This is a genomic window from Anaerohalosphaera lusitana, from assembly GCF_002007645.1.
GTDB classification, from domain to species: Bacteria; Planctomycetota; Phycisphaerae; order Sedimentisphaerales; family Anaerohalosphaeraceae; genus Anaerohalosphaera; species Anaerohalosphaera lusitana.
In genome coordinates, this window is record NZ_CP019791.1 from 4,123,323 (window position 1) to 4,138,180 (window position 14,858).

Below are 14,858 nucleotides of genomic sequence, written 5' to 3' on the forward strand. Positions count from 1 at the left end.
AAGTTTTTAGGAAGGTGCAATGGCTAAAAGGGACTACTACGACGTTTTGGGGGTCAAAAAGGATGCTTCGGCGGACGATATCAAGCGTGCTTACCGCCGACTGGCGATGAAGTATCATCCTGACAAGAACCCCGACGACAAGCAAGCCGAAGAAAAGTTCAAGGAATGCGCCGAAGCCTACGAAGTGCTGAGCAACCCGGAGAAACGCCAGCGATATGATCAGTTCGGTCATGAAGGGCTGCGCGGCACCGGCATGCACGATTATTCGCACATGAATGTGCAGGATATCGGTGATATGTTCGGTGACATATTCGGTGACTTTTTCGGCGGCGGCCGCAGACGTCGCACAGCAAGGCCTAATGCGCCGACGCGTGGTTATGACCTCGAGACGACCGTTGAGCTGACGCTTTCCGAAATAGCCGAAGGAGCCGAAAAAAGCATCGAGTTCACCCGTCAGGACCTCTGTCCCGAATGCCAGGGCAAAGGAACTGCCAAAGGTAAAAAACCTGCCACTTGTAATATGTGTGGCGGTGGCGGCCAGGTGCAGAAAGCCGGTCTGGGCGGATTCTTCCAGATGGTCTCAACCTGCCCGCAATGTCAGGGCAAAGGGACCGTCATCACCGATCCCTGCCGAAAATGTCACGGCAAGGGGCAGGTACCCAAAAAACGCGTTGTTACGGTCAAGATCCCGTCGGGCGTACACGAAGGGCAGGGGATAAGAGTAACCGGCGAAGGCGAGCCGGGCAAGAACGGCGGTCCGCGAGGCGATCTGTATTGCTATGTGCGTGTCAAAGCGCATCCTTTCCTCATGCGGGACGGCAATGACCTGGTAGCGACGGTACCGATCTCGTTCACACAGGCTGCGCTGGGAGCCAGGATCGACGTACCGAGTCTTAACGGCACAAAACATCTGAAGGTGCCCCCGGGGACACAGCACGGCAACGTGTTCCGGATCAAAGGTGAAGGTCTGCCGGACCTGAGAACGAACCGAAAAGGCGACGAACTCGTAAAAGTTGCCGTCGAAATACCAAGAAATCTTACGAACGAGCAGGAAAAGCTGCTCAGGGAATTTGCGGAATCAGAAAACAACGATGTCCTGCCGGAAAGCAGGGGATTTTTCGATAAATTAAAAAAATACTTCGGTAACGACTGATCAACCATCTTTAGCAGGTTAGCACTATGAAAGACGAAAAGCAGAACAAAGACAAAGAAAAGAGCCCAAAAAGCTCTCGTGAAGATAAGAAGGCCGCCAAAAAGGTCGAACAGCTTGAAGAGCAGATCGAAAAGCTCGAGCATGAAAAAAGCCAGCTCTTCGAACAGCTCCAGCGGGTGAGTGCGGACTATGCGAACTTCCAGAAACGGGCCCCAAAGCAGATCGCTGACAGCGTTGCGTACGAAAAGAAGGCGATCATCAAGAGTCTGCTGCCTTCGCTGGATAATTTCGGGCACGCTTTGGCAGGGTTGGAAGACGCTGACGAAAACGTCAAGAACGTTCTTCAGGGCGTAAAGCTGGTGTTCGATCATATGCTGGACGCTCTTCGCGCACACGGTGTCGAACAGATCGATGCGCTCGGCGAGCAGTTTAATCCGTCACAGCATGAAGCACTGATGCAGCGGTTCGAGGAGGACAAGCCGGACAACGTGGTTGTCGAAGAGTATCAGAAAGGGTATGCTCTCAACGGCCAGGTAATCCGCCCCAGCAAGGTCATCGTGAATAAGCGGCCGGAAGAAACTGAGGATACTGAAGAGGTTGAAAAAGACCTGCCCGCTGAGGATCCGCAGAGCGGTCAGCCCGAAGAAGAGTGATAATACGCCTGAGGGCACATTTGTAAGGAAGATAGAAAATGCCTACGTACGATTATGTTTGTGAGAGCTGCGGCCATGCGTTCGAAAAGTTCCAGTCAATAACCGCGAAGCCTGCAAAGAAATGCCCGGAGTGCGGCAAGATGAAATTGAATCGCCTGATCGGTTCCGGTGCCGGTGTCATCTTTAAAGGTACCGGTTTCTATGAAACCGACTACCGCAGTGACAGCTACAAACAGGCCCAGAAGGGCGAATCGACGGCTTCAAGTTCCAGCAGTGATACTAAGAAGTCGGACAGCTCCGAAAGCAAAACGAAAAGTGATTCAACCACTACGAAGAAGGAAAGCCCGGGTGGGGACAAGAAGAAAAAGACCGCTTGAAGTAACAGTCTGTTGTTATACAATGAAAAAGGGAGCTCCGGTTTTGACGCCGGGCTCCCTTTCTTTTTTGATTATCAAGCTGATACTACTTGTTGAGCACCTTTTTGGCGGCCTCTGTGACAGCCTGGCCGGTGATGCCGAAGTTTGCGAAGCATTCTTTCGCCGGGGCAGAAGCACCGAAGGTAGACATGCCGACAAATTCGCAACCAGTGCCCAGATATTTCCACCAGCCGTTGTCAACGCCGGCCTCGACGCCGACTCTGGCAGTTACTGACGGGGGCAGCACCTTTTCCTTGTATGCCTGGTCCTGCTGTTCGAACAGCTCCCAGCATGGCATGGACACGACCTGCGCCTTGATACCTTCATTGGCGAGCGTCGCCGCAGCGCCAAGAGCGAGCTGGACTTCCGAACCGGTCGCAAGCAGCAGTACGTCGGGGTTGTCCTGCTCGACGAGCACGTAAGCGCCCTTCTCAGCCTGCTTTGCGCTGCCGTACTTGTCCTGATCTAGGACGGGCAGGCCCTGGCGTGTAAGTGCGATAGTCATCGGACCGTCATTGTGCTCGAGCATGTACTTCCAGGCGTACGCGGTTTCGTTTGCGTCGGCTGGCCGGAACACCTTAAGATTCGGGATCGCCCGCAGTGACGCGATGTGCTCGACGGGCTGGTGGGTCGGGCCGTCTTCGCCAAGACCTATGCTGTCGTGTGTGAACAGGAATATCGTCGGATAATTGGAAAGAGCCGCAACGCGAATCGCCGGCCGCATGTAATCGGAGAATACCAGGAACGTACCGCCGTAAGGTTTTAGAAGTCCGCTAAGTGAGATACCGTTCATAACAGCACCCATGGCGTGCTCACGAACACCGTAGCGGATGTATCTGCCGCCTGGGTTATCCTTCTGGAAGTCTTCGGCACCCTTGAAAAGCGTGTTGTTCGAGGGCGTCAGGTCGGCTGAACCACCGAGTACCAGGGGAAGAGAAGGCATCATAGCGTTCAGGATCGCGCCGGAGGCCTTACGTGTTGCAAGGCTCGAGCCTGCTTCGAAGTCCGGCAGCAGGTCCTCGACGTTTACAGGCAGTCTGCCGGCCAGGGCATCTTCTATTTCTTTCGCCAGTTCCGGATACTTTTGAGCATATCGGGCGAACATTTCGTTGTATTCTTTTTCGAGTGCCTGGCCGTCATCCGTGGCCTTCTTTTGCATGTGGTCCAGTACTTGCTGCGGAACGACGAAGGCCTCGCCGGGTTCCCAGCCGAATTTTTCCTTGATGACCTTGATCTCGTCCTCGCCGAGGGGAGCGCCGTGTGCGGATTCCTTGCCTTGATGCTTTGGGCTGCCGTGACCGATCAGCGAACGGAACTTGATGAGGCTTGGTCCGTCGCTTTGGGCCTTGGCGTTTTCCAGGGCCTTTTGCAAACCCTGGATGTTATTGCCGTCGCCGTCCACTTCCTGGACGTACCAGCCGTAGGCCTCATATCTTTTTGCCACGTCTTCGGTGAAGGAAAGCGATGTATCGCCGTCGATGGTTATATGGTTGTCGTCGTAAATAACGATGAGATTGTCGAGGCCGAGGTGCCCTGCCAGGCTGGAGGCTTCGGAAGTTATGCCCTCCTGGAGACAGCCGTCACCTGCGATGGAATAGATATTATAGTCGAAAACGGGGAAATCTTCCTTGTTGTAACGATCGGCAAGATATTTTTCCGCGATCGCCATACCTACTGCATTGGTAAGCCCCTGTCCGAGCGGTCCGGTGGTCGCTTCAACGCCGGCAGTGTGGCCGAATTCCGGGTGGCCGGGAGTCCTGCTGCCCCATTGACGGAAGTTTTTCAGATCGACAAGTGAAAGATCGAAACCGGTAAGATACAGCAACGAATACAGCAGCATGCTGCCGTGACCGGCGGAAAGCACAAAACGGTCCCTGTTCATCCAATTAGGATTTTTAGGATTGAATCTCATATGATTCATCCAAAGATGATAAGCGGCTCCTGCCATTCCCATCGGCATTCCGGGGTGACCGCTGTTTGCCTCCTGCACGGCCTCCATCGACAAAAATCTGATAGTCTGCACGCAAAGTTCATCAATTTCCGATAAGCCTTTTACGTTTTCTGTTAAGCCCATTGACATTTTCCCAATTGCTTAGTTGATAATTGAATTCTTTACAAACACAAAGTCGAACCATAACCCCATTGGACGGATGATGCAAGCATATTAAATGGCCTGACACATTTTCTCACAACCTGATATAAACCGTATCGGTCCACACCGTACACAAACAAACAAAATACATGTCATCAGGCTGCAAAAACAAGAATCCTCATTATGAATCGCAGAATGGGCAAGGTGCTGCTTCAATAATCCCTATAAATAGCAATTTTCCCTTACGCTCACCGGCTTATTAGCCTATTAAGCGGGTTTTTCGTTGACCTTTGACATCTTTTGTGGTAAGGTGCGAACTATGACTAAATCAACAAAGAAAACAAAGAGTACCAAAACAAAAAAGGCTTCTCGAGGCACGACTTCCAAGGTCAGGCGAAAGAAAGTGTTCAAGTCATATACCAAAGCAATTAAATACCTTTTCGAGCGCACCGACTACGAAAAGCAGCGTCGGCTGAGATATAATGTATCCACATTTGATCTCACCAGAATGGAAAAGCTGCTCGCCGGAGTCGACAACCCGCATCTGAAGACCGATGTGGTTCATATCGCCGGCACTAAGGGCAAGGGGTCGACTGCTACGATGCTGGCTAAGATGCTCGAAGCCAACGAGTACAAGGTCGGGCTTTACACCTCGCCGCATGTGACGACACTGCACGAGAGGATCGTGGTAAACTCCAAAATGATCGCCGACAAGGAGATCATTGGGCTGCTCAATCGCCTGCATGCGACCATTGAGAAACTGGCCGACGAGGACGATGCGCCAACTTTTTTCGAGATAATGACCACGATGGCCTTCATGTATTTCGCCGACAAAGAGGCGGACATCGCCATTGTGGAAACGGGTCTTGGAGGCAGGCTCGACAGCACGAACGTGGTGCAGCCCCTGCTTGTGGGTATCACGAATATCAGCATAGACCACCAGAATCTGCTGGGCAACAGTCTGCCGGAGATCGCCGCAGAAAAGGCCGGCATCATAAAAGAAGGCGTACCGGTTGTAACCGTTCCTCAGCATGCCGACGCTATGAGAGTTATTAAAAAGCGTGCGCTGGAATGCGGATCGCCGCTTCTGGTTACCGGGACCGATGTAGATTTCTCGAGCCGGTTCGAATCATCCAGGGAACACGGGCCGCATACAAGGATATGTCTAACTACGCCTAACAGCCGTTTTGAGCACTTGCGAGTGCCGCTGCCCGGACAGCACCAGGCAGTTAATTGCGGACTTGCTCTGGCTATGCTGGACGCTCTGAAAAGCAAGATAGAGATCGATGACAGCAAAGCCGTCAAGGGTCTTGCTGAGGTATCGATGGCGGGCAGGATGGAAATTATATGCGATGATCCGAGGATCATCGTTGATACAGCACATAACGCCGCGAGCATACGGGCGTTGATACACGCTATTGGGCAGCATGTTCCTTACGATTCGATGATCATAATCTTCGCCTGCAACCAGGACAAGGACGTTAGGGGAATGCTTAATCAACTGCAGTTTGGAGCTGATAAGGTGATCTTCACACGGAGCAACTCGCCCAAGGCTGTGTTCCCGCAGGACCTTGCGGATATGTACACGGAAATATGCGGAAAGATGTGTCAGACCGCTATGACTCTTCGTGAGGCCGTTAGAATTGCGAAAAGCGCGGTCAGCCGTGAGGACCTTATTTGCATCACCGGCAGCTTTTATCTTGTTGGTCAGGCAAAGGACCAGTTGCAGATCAGGACGCTTGCCAGTTAAAGCTAAATATCAGTTTATAGACCATTTCGAGGCCTTGGGAACCGCCCAAGGCTTCTTTTTTTGCGCAGTTTACCCACATTAACACCCCTCTGGATTCAAAAAACATTCTGGTTAGACCAAATACTAATTTTTTTCATTGCTATAACCCATAAAACCGATATATTCGCAGATAGTGATACATGGTCAGGAGTAAATGCTGTACCTGCTGAGGTCACTGGTGAAATGACAGGGCACGTGTCCTGTGATGCAATATTTTTTAAGGGTTCAGTGTTTTTTGAAAGGAGTGCTCAATGAAGAAGGTAATTTTACTGGCAACGGTTCTGGCGCTTTGCGGCGTGACGGGCCTTGCTTCGGCTGCTGACGGTGAGATCGGCGTTGATGCAAGTGTCTCTTACGTTACAAAGTACATCTGGCGTGGTTTCGACCGTCTGGATGACGCGGCTGCGGTACAGCCAAGCGTTAATCTCGACCTCGGAAACGGTTTCTACGCCAACGTGTGGATGTCGTACGCGGGTACCAGCGGTAGAACAGACCCCGCAGTACCTACAAGCGGTCGTGTTAATTTCACCGAGTATAACTACACCTTTGGCTATGCAAATTCCATGTGTGAAGGCGAGTCCTGGCAGACTGATTATGCTGTCAACTGGATGTACTATGATTTTATCGACATGCCTTCAGACGTAATCGACATGCAGGAGATCAATGCGACTTTTGCATGGCCCAACATCATCGGCAACGGTATTACACCGAGCTACACGATCATAAGAATGTGGACATCAGAAGGTAGCGCAACATATAACGATGCAAGCGGCTGGATTCATGTTGTTGGCCTTGAATATGACTTTACCATTGACGGTTTTACACCTGACAATCCAGAACAGACTATCAAGCTTTTCGCTGATGCGACATACAATGACGGTACAGGCTTGAATACAGAAAACCTTCTTGGTGTTGCTGATCAGATCGATCACGACTGGTCGCACCTCAAGTATGGTGCTGCGGCTCCAATGAAACTTGGCAATGGCACACTCACACCAGCTATCTACTACCAGACCTCGATGGAAGACACAGTAAATGATGAAGACGAATTCTGGGGCGGCATCACTTACGCTCTGAGCTTCTAATTGTTGACTTGATCTGCAATTGAAAGGCCGACTCGTGGATTCGAGTCGGCCTTTTTTTGTTGAAAAGCGTTTTGACGTTATACCTACTTGTCCTCGCATTCATCACGTCGAAAACAATTCTTCATATATCCTTTCACCCAGTTCCAGTGCAGGAACAAATGGGCGAGCATTAAAACAATGAACAGCAGCGATATGTAAAAATGGATGCTGCCCCACCCGTCCCGGGTCATGCCGAGCAATTCCTGAATATGCTCACGCCCCCTGCCGCCGGTTTGCAGTTGTCCCCGGCCTCCGCTTCCGGGCGGCAGAACAAATCTGATCACAACACCCGTAGCCGTCAGGGCGAGCAGTACAAGAAACGCAAAAAGATCGATTGCAAAATTCCAGCTAGACCGTTTCATTTCAAGGCCCTCGAAGATTTTACCAATCCATGTAAACCGTGTAACGGAACGTCACTGTTGAGTCGGCCTTGACGGGGACCTCGAACCGAGCGGTTGTCGAGTCCTCTTTCTGCCAGTCCATTTCTGAGCTGACCTTCCAGTTCATCCAGGGGCTGATCTTGTGGTCGACGTTTACAACTGCGTCCTCGTCCTTGCGGTTACGGAGCTCGATCTCATGGACCTCGGTTCGTTGACGTCTTCCGACCTTGTGATCGACCATCTTATGCTCGGGCACGATATCGAACGCATCGCCGATGTACAATGACAGCTCTTCTTTTTTCGCTGTGTGATCGATCATATCCTCGCCGACAAATTCGAGCATGCCGTCGGCAGGGTCCTTCTTGAATACTCGAACCTTACCCTTTGGCAGAGCGATGCCCAGGTTATTCTCCTCGGTGTTCTCGAACTCGATCTTGACTTGCACCTTTTCTGGCTTTTTCTGCCATTCGTACACGAAAACTTTTTCAGCAGGCACATCCGCGGCAGGCTCGATAAACTCAATCTGCTTGACCTGCTTGTCCTTGATCGTAGAAGGCCGGCCCAGTGTGTAAAGGTGGTACTCCATGAAAGGCTTTTCTTCGAAACCGGCGGCCTTCGCTTCCATCATCACCGCTCGATCGTAAACACGTCTGGGCTGCTGAGGCTGTTCCTGGACCCTTCGCACATCACCTGCGATCAGCTTAATTACCGCATCCTCATAAGCCGCACCGCTGCGGTTGTTTATCGTAACCCAGCCGGTCAGATCAAGCTTCGTCTCATCCGCATTGAGCACGGCTGAATAGTCCGCTTTCCACCCAATATTGCCTGCCGTGTAGGTGACCTGACAAAGCTCCTCGCCAGCCACTTTCGAATCCGCGAGCCATACCAGCGTAGGCTTGGTTACCAGGTCCCTGGGCATCTTTACGAGTGCTATGCGCTCGATGCTGCTGCGGTTGATTATTTCCATCTCGCCTGTGTCGGCATCACGGATGATCAGGTCCTGACCCAGCGATGCACTGAGAATGCCTCTGACCTTTGTACCGACGTCGGCTCCGCTGCCGGCGATCTGCACGACCACTTCCTTGTCGATATAACGGTCCAGCAGGGATGCGGTATTGACAAGGTCGTACTCGTAGTTCTGTTCCAGGATCGAAACAGCGTCCAGGTCGGACAGGCACTTGAAATTAACGCTTGTAGCGTCTATAGAGCTGGCGACATCGGTGAATTTGACTTCGTTAACGCCCTGCTCGAATTCCATTTCTCTGCGTTCCTTGACCACCGCAAAATCATCGTTGTAGATGGTAAGTCCAACGCCCGGGGCAGGCAGTTCGGCAGCCGAACAGGCAACGACTTGCAACCATGCAGCCACGACAACAATTGATGATATCAACATCGATTTCATTTGGTAAACCTCCAAACTGGGTTAATGAGAATGTCTTACGGTTTCTATTGTCGCGCCCAAGCCTGCGACAGTAAAGGATAACTTGACAATACACTTGTTTTATACACGCTGCCGATGGTCCGCAAAAAGCATACAAAGCTCAGCTATTTTCTGGACAGCCTTTGATTTTAACAGGAAACACACTATAATACGCTTTCTGATGATCGCCTATGCCCTTAGACACTACACTGGGCCGGAATGTTCCATCGGAAATGAAGATTAAATTTTGGATTTTTTGAATTACCCTGCCGTTCTCAAGCGTCTGATATAAGGACGTAGATGTTTAGCCGCGTTAATCTCCCCCTTCTGAATACTCTATTTATATGACAAAGAAAACCAGTTCCACATTAAAATCGACATGCCTGGCAGTCATTGCTGTATCGACAGTCTTTGGACTCACGGGCTGCAAATCTCCACAAGAGCACCGCCAGGAAGCCAATGACGTCGCTTACGATATCATCAAGGATAAGCAGGTCGACACGCTTGGTAAGGCCGAGCCGTTCACTATCGAAAGGCCCAGCGATGTTTTAAGGCGAAGACTTATCACCGATCAGGATCTGCTGCATGCCACTGACCTCTATCTGGGGCCGTGGGCCATCGAGCCGATCGAACAATGGCCTGACCCGAACTATCTCGAACCTACCATAGCAGGGGATAACATAGTAGATGTTCCTGAAGGCAAGCCCCTGCAGTTCACTCTTTTCGAGGCTTTGCAGATAGGTGCGGCAAACAGTTTTCGTTATCAATCCGAAAAAGAGGACATTTTCAGCACGGCACTGGATCTGGACCTGGAGCGGAACGAATTTCGCAATATATTCAATCAGGCACTGGAAAGCAACATCAGCACAGACAGCAGCGGCAGCCGTACAGTCTCAGGCACAACTAACAGCTCGGTCACGGATTTTTCAAGACAGCTCAAGAACGGCGCCACATTCACTTCTAATCTGGCCGTGGATCTGGCGAATCTGATCACGCTCGGAGGAGCATCTTCGCTGGGCCTGCGAGCTGACGCATCTGTGTCAGTGCCTTTGATGCGAGGATCGGGCGAATTTATCGTGACCGAACCGCTCACACAGGCCGAACGCAACGTAATGTATTCGATCTACAATTTCGAGCGATTCAAGAAGACGTTCGCGGTAGACATAGCAACCGAATATCTGGGCGTGCTTCGCCAGCTTGATCGCATAAAGAACGCCGAAGAGAACTATAGGCGTTTGATCATGTCGGTTAGAAGGGCCAGAAGACTTGCAGATGCGGGTCAACTTACGGAGATACAGGTTGACCAGGCGGTGCAGGATGAGCTGCGAGCCCGCGAAAACTGGATAGCTGCCCAGCAGAGCTACGAACGAGCGATCGACAACTTCAAGATCCTGCTCGGTCTGCCCACCGACGCCGAAATCGAACTGGATCGCGATGAACTGGACCGACTGGTCCGTATGACCGAAGGTGTCGCTCAGGTCGAGGACGATGAGGAAGATTACGAGCCCGTGCCCGCCGACGCACCGATCAACCTGCCCCCGCCGTCTCGCGAGGACGCAGGTCCGTACGAACTTGATCCTTATATCGCACAGAAGCTGGCGATCGAAAACCGCAAGGATCTCGAAGTCGCCAGGGGTGCGGTTTATGACGAACAGCGGTCCGTTGCTGTGGCCGCGGACGGGCTCAGAGGGGAATTGACCCTGCTGGGCGAGGCAGCTTCAGGTTCTCGCCGCAGTGTAGGCACTGCTGCAAGCGACGATGCGCAGATCCGTGCGGACAAGGCTTTTTACTCTGCGTTGCTGACTATGGATCTTCCTGTAGAGCGAACCGCTGAACGCAACCAGTACAGAAACAGTCTTATCCAGTTTGAATCCGCAATCCGCGATCTTGGGTCCTTGACCGATTCTGTCAAGCTGGACGTAAGGAATCGTCTGAGGGATCTGCTGACCACACGCGAAACCCTGCAGATCCAGGCAAGAGCTGTGATGGTGGCTGAAAAACGAGTGGAAAGCACAAATTTGTTCCTTCAGGCCGGCCGAGCGGAAATAAGAGACGTGCTTGAAGCCCAAAGCTCGCTTCTGAACGCACAAAACGCACTGACTTCCGCTATAATAAACTATAGAATTGCAGAACTGGAACTTCAACGTGACATGGGCCTTCTGGATGTAGACAGCCAGGGTCTGTGGACCGAATTCGACCCGGAGACACTGAAAAATGAGCAGTAACACCAAATTTTTTTCAAAAACCAAAGCAGCGATAATCATTCTTGTACTTATCATTGCCGCATTCACTTTTGCTGCCCTGAATCAAACATCAGATTCTAATAATCTGGCAGATGAAGTCCCAACCTACACAGTGAAGAAAGGTGACCTTGCCATCTCCGTCACCGAATCCGGGACGATCAAGGCCCGTGAGCAGGTTATCATCAAGAACGAACTTGAAGGACGAACCACCGTTCTGTATCTGATACCGGAGGCCACTCATGTCAAAAAGGGTGATCTGCTGGTGGAGCTGGACGCATCCGAACTGGAGGACCAGCGGGTGACGCAGGAAATAGACGTTCAAAATGCTCAATCATCATTCATTGGTGCACGAGAGAACCTTGCTGTTACGAAAAACCAGGCAAACAGCGACATCAAACAGGCGGAGCTCGATTATGAATTTGCAAAACTCGACCTCAACAAGTACATGGAAGGTGAGTATCCGAATCAGCTCAAGGAAAATGAGTCTAAGATTGTCCTCGCAGATGAAGAGGTGCAGCGGACAAAAGAGAAGTATGACTGGTCGGTGACCCTTCGAAAAGAGAAATATATTTCTCCCACCGAGCTCAAGAGCGATGAACTGGCGTGGAAAAAGGCCCAGCTCGAACTGCAGCTTGCAGAAAACGCACTGGAACTGCTTAAGAACTTCACACATAAGCGGAAGCTTGCTGAGCTCAATAGTGACGTCGAGCAGACAGAGATGGCCCTTGAGAGAGTCAGGAGAAAAGCATCCGCAGACGTTGTCCAGGCAGAGGCGGAATTCAAGGCCGCTGAATCTCGATACGAGCGGGAACAATCCATTCTCGAAAAACTCGAGAACCAGATCGCAAAGGCTACCATACATGCACCGGCTGACGGCATGGTCGTGTACGCGAGCAGTGCCGAGTTCAGTTGGCGCGGCGATGACGAACCCCTGCAGGAAGGCAGCGAGGTCCGCGAGAGGGAGGAGCTCATCTATCTACCCACCGCAAACGCAGTAAATGCAGAGGTGAACATCCATGAGACCAACCTTAACAAAGTTGATTTGGGGCTCCGCGTCCAGGTTGAGATCGACGCCCTGCCGGGTAAGATATATACGGGTACCGTCGCTAAGATCGCTCCTATGCCCGACGCTCGTTTTGCATGGATGAATCCGGATCTGAAAGTATATCCAACTCAGATCGAGCTCGACGGGGACAACCCGGAATTGCGGACGGGCATGAGCTGCAAGGCCACGATCCTTGTTGACAGTTTCAGCGACGCTGTTTACGTCCCGATACAGTCAGTCGTCAGGGTCGGCGACCAGCCTTGCGTTTACAAGATCGAGAACGGACAGGCGACACGCCATCCGGTTGAGATCGGCCTGGACAATAATCGAATGGTTCATGTTCTGGACGGCCTAGGTTCCGGCGACAAGGTCATGATGGCTCCTCCGCTCACTGAAGCCGCTGTGCAGGACGGCAAAGCCACCGCGACAGCGGGCACAACCAAACAGCAGCAAAAAGGCAGTGGACGGAGCAAGTCAAACGAGACAAAGCCCGACATAAAGACTATTCGGCCAGGCAGCTCAGTTGAGGGAGCGGCTAAATGAGCACCCCGCGGACCATAGACAATTCGGTCATCAACCTGCAGAACATTCGCAAGATATATGAGATGGGCGACCAGCAGGTGCGTGCGCTTGACGGCGTGGATGTCGCTTTTGAGCCCGGTTCATTCTGGGCGATCATGGGCCCCAGCGGCTCGGGCAAAAGTACGATGCTCAACATCCTGGGCTGTCTCGACAGACCCACCTCTGGCAGCTATCACCTGCACCAGGAGGACGTCAGCCGGATGGATGACGATCATCTCAGCGAGATTCGTCTGAAGCATCTCGGATTCATATTTCAGAGCTTCAACCTGATCCCGCAGTTGAGCGTGCAAAGAAATATCGAGCTGCCTCTGTTTTATCTTGGCTGGGATGAGAAAGAGAGCAGGGAACGCTCGGTCGAGCTGGCGCATAAAGTGGGACTCGAAGGGAGACTGAACCACCGCCCCGCAGAACTTTCCGGCGGTCAGCGTCAACGTGTCGCGATTGCGCGGGCACTGGCGAATGACCCGAAGATACTGTTAGCCGACGAGCCGACGGGAAATCTGGACTCTGTAACCGGTGCACAGATACTCGAACTGCTCGACGAACTCTACCAGAACGGCAAGACCGTCATCATGGTAACGCACGAATCAGAAATTGCTGCACACGCGCGAAAAATCCTGCACATGCGTGACGGCAAGGTCCAGAAGATCGAGGATACAGCATGAACTCAAAACTCTGGCGCAATGTATATCTCGGGATCGAGAACCTGCTGCTGCACAAGCTTCGTACACTACTGACCATGCTAGGCGTTGTGTTCGGCGTGGGCTCGGTGGTCGCAATGCTCTCTGTCGGTGAAGGTGCGAGCAGCCAGGCAATGGAACAGATCAAGAAAGTAGGTTCCAATAATATCATTCTCAAGTCCGTCAAATCCCAGAAAGAAGAATCAACATCCTCGACCACCCGCTCATTCATGAGCATGTACGGCCTGACATACGACGATCATCTGCGCATTGCCGAAACATTCGACACCGTGGCTCAGGCCGTGCCGGTCAAGATCGTCCGCAAAGAAGCACGCCTCGGCGACCGCTCGCTTGAGCTTCGCGTCGTAGGCACCGCACCGGAATGGTTTGAAATGCTCGACAGGCCCAAAGTCGCCGGCAGGGTCCTGACCCGGCAGGACATACAAAACCAGGCGAACGTGGCTGTACTAACCGAATACGGGTCCAGAAGGCTTCTCGCAACCACGAACACTATCGGCAACCATGTTCGAATAGGCTCGGACTTCTTTAAAGTCGTGGGCATTGTCAAAAGCGAGGGCGGCAGCGCGGGCAATATCCAGATGCCCGATGAGAGAGTCGATGCATACATACCCATCAACATCGCCCGCAAGTATTACGGTGATATCATTCAACGGCGTACAGCCGGCTCCCGCACCCGCGAGCGGGTCGAGCTCCATCAGATAATTGCCAAAGTTAAAGAGATCGAACATGTCGAGCAGACCGCTGCAGGGATCAAAGCGATGCTCGAACGATTTCATGAGGATAAGGATTACCAGATAAGCGTTCCTCTAGCCCTGCTCAAACAGGCTCGCGAAACAAAACGCACCTTCAACATAGTACTCGGCTCAATCGCTGCCATCTCACTGCTTGTCGGCGGTATCGGGATCATGAACATCATGCTCGCATCAGTAACCGAGCGCACACGCGAGATCGGCATACGCAGAGCCATTGGCGCCAAACGCAAACAGATCATCAACCAGTTCATCATTGAAACGGTAGTGCTCTCTTCCATCGGGGGACTGGTCGGAATTGGGTTGGGTATCACGATACCTAAGGTTATTACGCATTTCTCGGGCATGCCTACGATCATAACTCAGAGCAGCATACTGATATCGTTCAGCATCAGTATCGGCATAGGCATAGTCTTCGGCCTTTACCCCGCTGTCAGAGCTGCCAACGTCGACCCGATCATTGCGCTGCGACACGAGTAAACGGAGATTTTCAGGAATCGCGTTCAAGAAC

At 52.0% G+C, this 14,858-nt stretch carries 12 protein-coding genes; 9 read left to right on the top strand and 3 right to left on the bottom strand.

Annotated features, from left to right (window positions below; all coding sequences use genetic code 11):
* Positions 1 to 19: 19 nt before the first annotated feature.
* Genes dnaJ through STSP2_RS16720 form a run of 3 tightly spaced genes read left to right on the top strand, consistent with a single transcriptional unit; the run spans position 20 to position 2,183 of the window.
* The gene (dnaJ, locus tag STSP2_RS16710; protein ID WP_146663853.1) at positions 20 to 1,153 is read left to right on the top strand and encodes a molecular chaperone DnaJ; all 1,134 of its coding nucleotides are present in this window, start codon (positions 20 to 22) and stop codon (positions 1,151 to 1,153) included.
* Between the two features lie 26 nt (positions 1,154 to 1,179).
* A complete protein-coding gene (gene grpE / locus STSP2_RS16715) occupies positions 1,180 to 1,806 on the top strand; it encodes a nucleotide exchange factor GrpE (RefSeq protein ID WP_146663854.1) in 627 nt (208 codons plus the stop codon).
* A 38-nt stretch (positions 1,807 to 1,844) separates the two neighbouring features.
* On the top strand, positions 1,845 to 2,183 hold the full coding sequence (locus STSP2_RS16720) for an FmdB family zinc ribbon protein (RefSeq protein ID WP_146663855.1): 339 nt from the start codon (positions 1,845 to 1,847) through the stop codon (positions 2,181 to 2,183).
* Positions 2,184 to 2,268: 85 nt separating this feature from the next.
* On the opposite strand, the gene tkt is transcribed toward STSP2_RS16720, so the two are convergent.
* Positions 2,269 to 4,296, bottom strand: a complete 2,028-nt coding sequence (tkt, locus tag STSP2_RS16725; protein WP_146663856.1) for a transketolase — start codon at positions 4,294 to 4,296, stop codon at positions 2,269 to 2,271.
* Positions 4,297 to 4,633: 337 nt separating this feature from the next.
* Between tkt and STSP2_RS16730 the strand changes: the two genes are divergently transcribed.
* Complete coding sequence (locus STSP2_RS16730) at positions 4,634 to 6,064, top strand: bifunctional folylpolyglutamate synthase/dihydrofolate synthase (RefSeq protein ID WP_146663857.1); 1,431 nt, start codon at positions 4,634 to 4,636, stop codon at positions 6,062 to 6,064.
* A gap of 290 nt (positions 6,065 to 6,354) precedes the next feature.
* Positions 6,355 to 7,188 (top strand): TorF family putative porin, encoded by an 834-nt coding sequence (locus STSP2_RS16735; RefSeq protein ID WP_146663858.1) that lies wholly within the window; start codon positions 6,355 to 6,357, stop codon positions 7,186 to 7,188.
* A gap of 83 nt (positions 7,189 to 7,271) precedes the next feature.
* Here the strand turns inward: STSP2_RS16735 and STSP2_RS16740 are convergent, their stop codons facing one another.
* Both STSP2_RS16740 and STSP2_RS16745 read right to left on the bottom strand, forming a co-directional pair.
* Positions 7,272 to 7,589: a DUF4405 domain-containing protein gene (locus STSP2_RS16740; RefSeq protein WP_146663859.1), complete on the bottom strand. Its 318-nt coding sequence runs from the start codon at positions 7,587 to 7,589 to the stop codon at positions 7,272 to 7,274.
* 19 nt (positions 7,590 to 7,608) lie between these two features.
* Positions 7,609 to 9,009: a DUF4139 domain-containing protein gene (locus STSP2_RS16745; RefSeq protein ID WP_146663860.1), complete on the bottom strand. Its 1,401-nt coding sequence runs from the start codon at positions 9,007 to 9,009 to the stop codon at positions 7,609 to 7,611.
* A 362-nt stretch (positions 9,010 to 9,371) separates the two neighbouring features.
* On the opposite strand from STSP2_RS16745, the gene STSP2_RS16750 reads away from it, so the two are divergent.
* The 4 genes from STSP2_RS16750 to STSP2_RS16765 are packed head-to-tail and all read left to right on the top strand — an operon-like array spanning position 9,372 to position 14,827.
* Positions 9,372 to 11,252, top strand: coding sequence for a TolC family protein (locus STSP2_RS16750; RefSeq protein ID WP_146663861.1), 1,881 nt, complete (start codon positions 9,372 to 9,374; stop codon positions 11,250 to 11,252).
* Positions 11,242 to 12,858 carry an efflux RND transporter periplasmic adaptor subunit gene (locus STSP2_RS16755; RefSeq protein WP_146663862.1) on the top strand — a complete coding sequence of 539 codons (1,617 nt, stop codon included), beginning with the start codon at positions 11,242 to 11,244 and terminating at the stop codon, positions 12,856 to 12,858. The genes STSP2_RS16750 and STSP2_RS16755 overlap by 11 nt, the downstream gene beginning before the upstream one ends.
* A complete protein-coding gene (locus STSP2_RS16760; RefSeq protein ID WP_146663863.1) occupies positions 12,855 to 13,562 on the top strand; it encodes an ABC transporter ATP-binding protein in 708 nt (235 codons plus the stop codon). The genes STSP2_RS16755 and STSP2_RS16760 overlap by 4 nt, the downstream gene beginning before the upstream one ends.
* Positions 13,559 to 14,827 carry an ABC transporter permease gene (locus STSP2_RS16765; protein WP_205847935.1) on the top strand — a complete coding sequence of 423 codons (1,269 nt, stop codon included), beginning with the start codon at positions 13,559 to 13,561 and terminating at the stop codon, positions 14,825 to 14,827. Before STSP2_RS16760 ends, STSP2_RS16765 begins: the two co-directional genes overlap by 4 nt.
* Positions 14,828 to 14,858: the final 31 nt, after the last annotated feature.

Excerpts from the sequence above, each read along its gene's own strand:
- tkt (WP_146663856.1), bottom strand. The coding sequence starts at position 4,296 with ATGGGCTTAACAGAAAACGTAAAAGGCTTATCGGAAATTGATGAACTT.
- STSP2_RS16750 (WP_146663861.1), top strand. The coding sequence starts at position 9,372 with ATGACAAAGAAAACCAGTTCCACATTAAAATCGACATGCCTGGCAGTC.
- STSP2_RS16735 (WP_146663858.1), top strand. The coding sequence starts at position 6,355 with ATGAAGAAGGTAATTTTACTGGCAACGGTTCTGGCGCTTTGCGGCGTG.
- STSP2_RS16760 (WP_146663863.1), top strand. The coding sequence starts at position 12,855 with ATGAGCACCCCGCGGACCATAGACAATTCGGTCATCAACCTGCAGAAC.
- STSP2_RS16745 (WP_146663860.1), bottom strand. The coding sequence starts at position 9,009 with ATGAAATCGATGTTGATATCATCAATTGTTGTCGTGGCTGCATGGTTG.
- grpE (WP_146663854.1), top strand. The coding sequence starts at position 1,180 with ATGAAAGACGAAAAGCAGAACAAAGACAAAGAAAAGAGCCCAAAAAGC.
- STSP2_RS16730 (WP_146663857.1), top strand. The coding sequence starts at position 4,634 with ATGACTAAATCAACAAAGAAAACAAAGAGTACCAAAACAAAAAAGGCT.
- STSP2_RS16740 (WP_146663859.1), bottom strand. The coding sequence starts at position 7,589 with ATGAAACGGTCTAGCTGGAATTTTGCAATCGATCTTTTTGCGTTTCTT.
- STSP2_RS16720 (WP_146663855.1), top strand. The coding sequence starts at position 1,845 with ATGCCTACGTACGATTATGTTTGTGAGAGCTGCGGCCATGCGTTCGAA.
- STSP2_RS16755 (WP_146663862.1), top strand. The coding sequence starts at position 11,242 with ATGAGCAGTAACACCAAATTTTTTTCAAAAACCAAAGCAGCGATAATC.
- dnaJ (WP_146663853.1), top strand. The coding sequence starts at position 20 with ATGGCTAAAAGGGACTACTACGACGTTTTGGGGGTCAAAAAGGATGCT.
- STSP2_RS16765 (WP_205847935.1), top strand. The coding sequence starts at position 13,559 with ATGAACTCAAAACTCTGGCGCAATGTATATCTCGGGATCGAGAACCTG.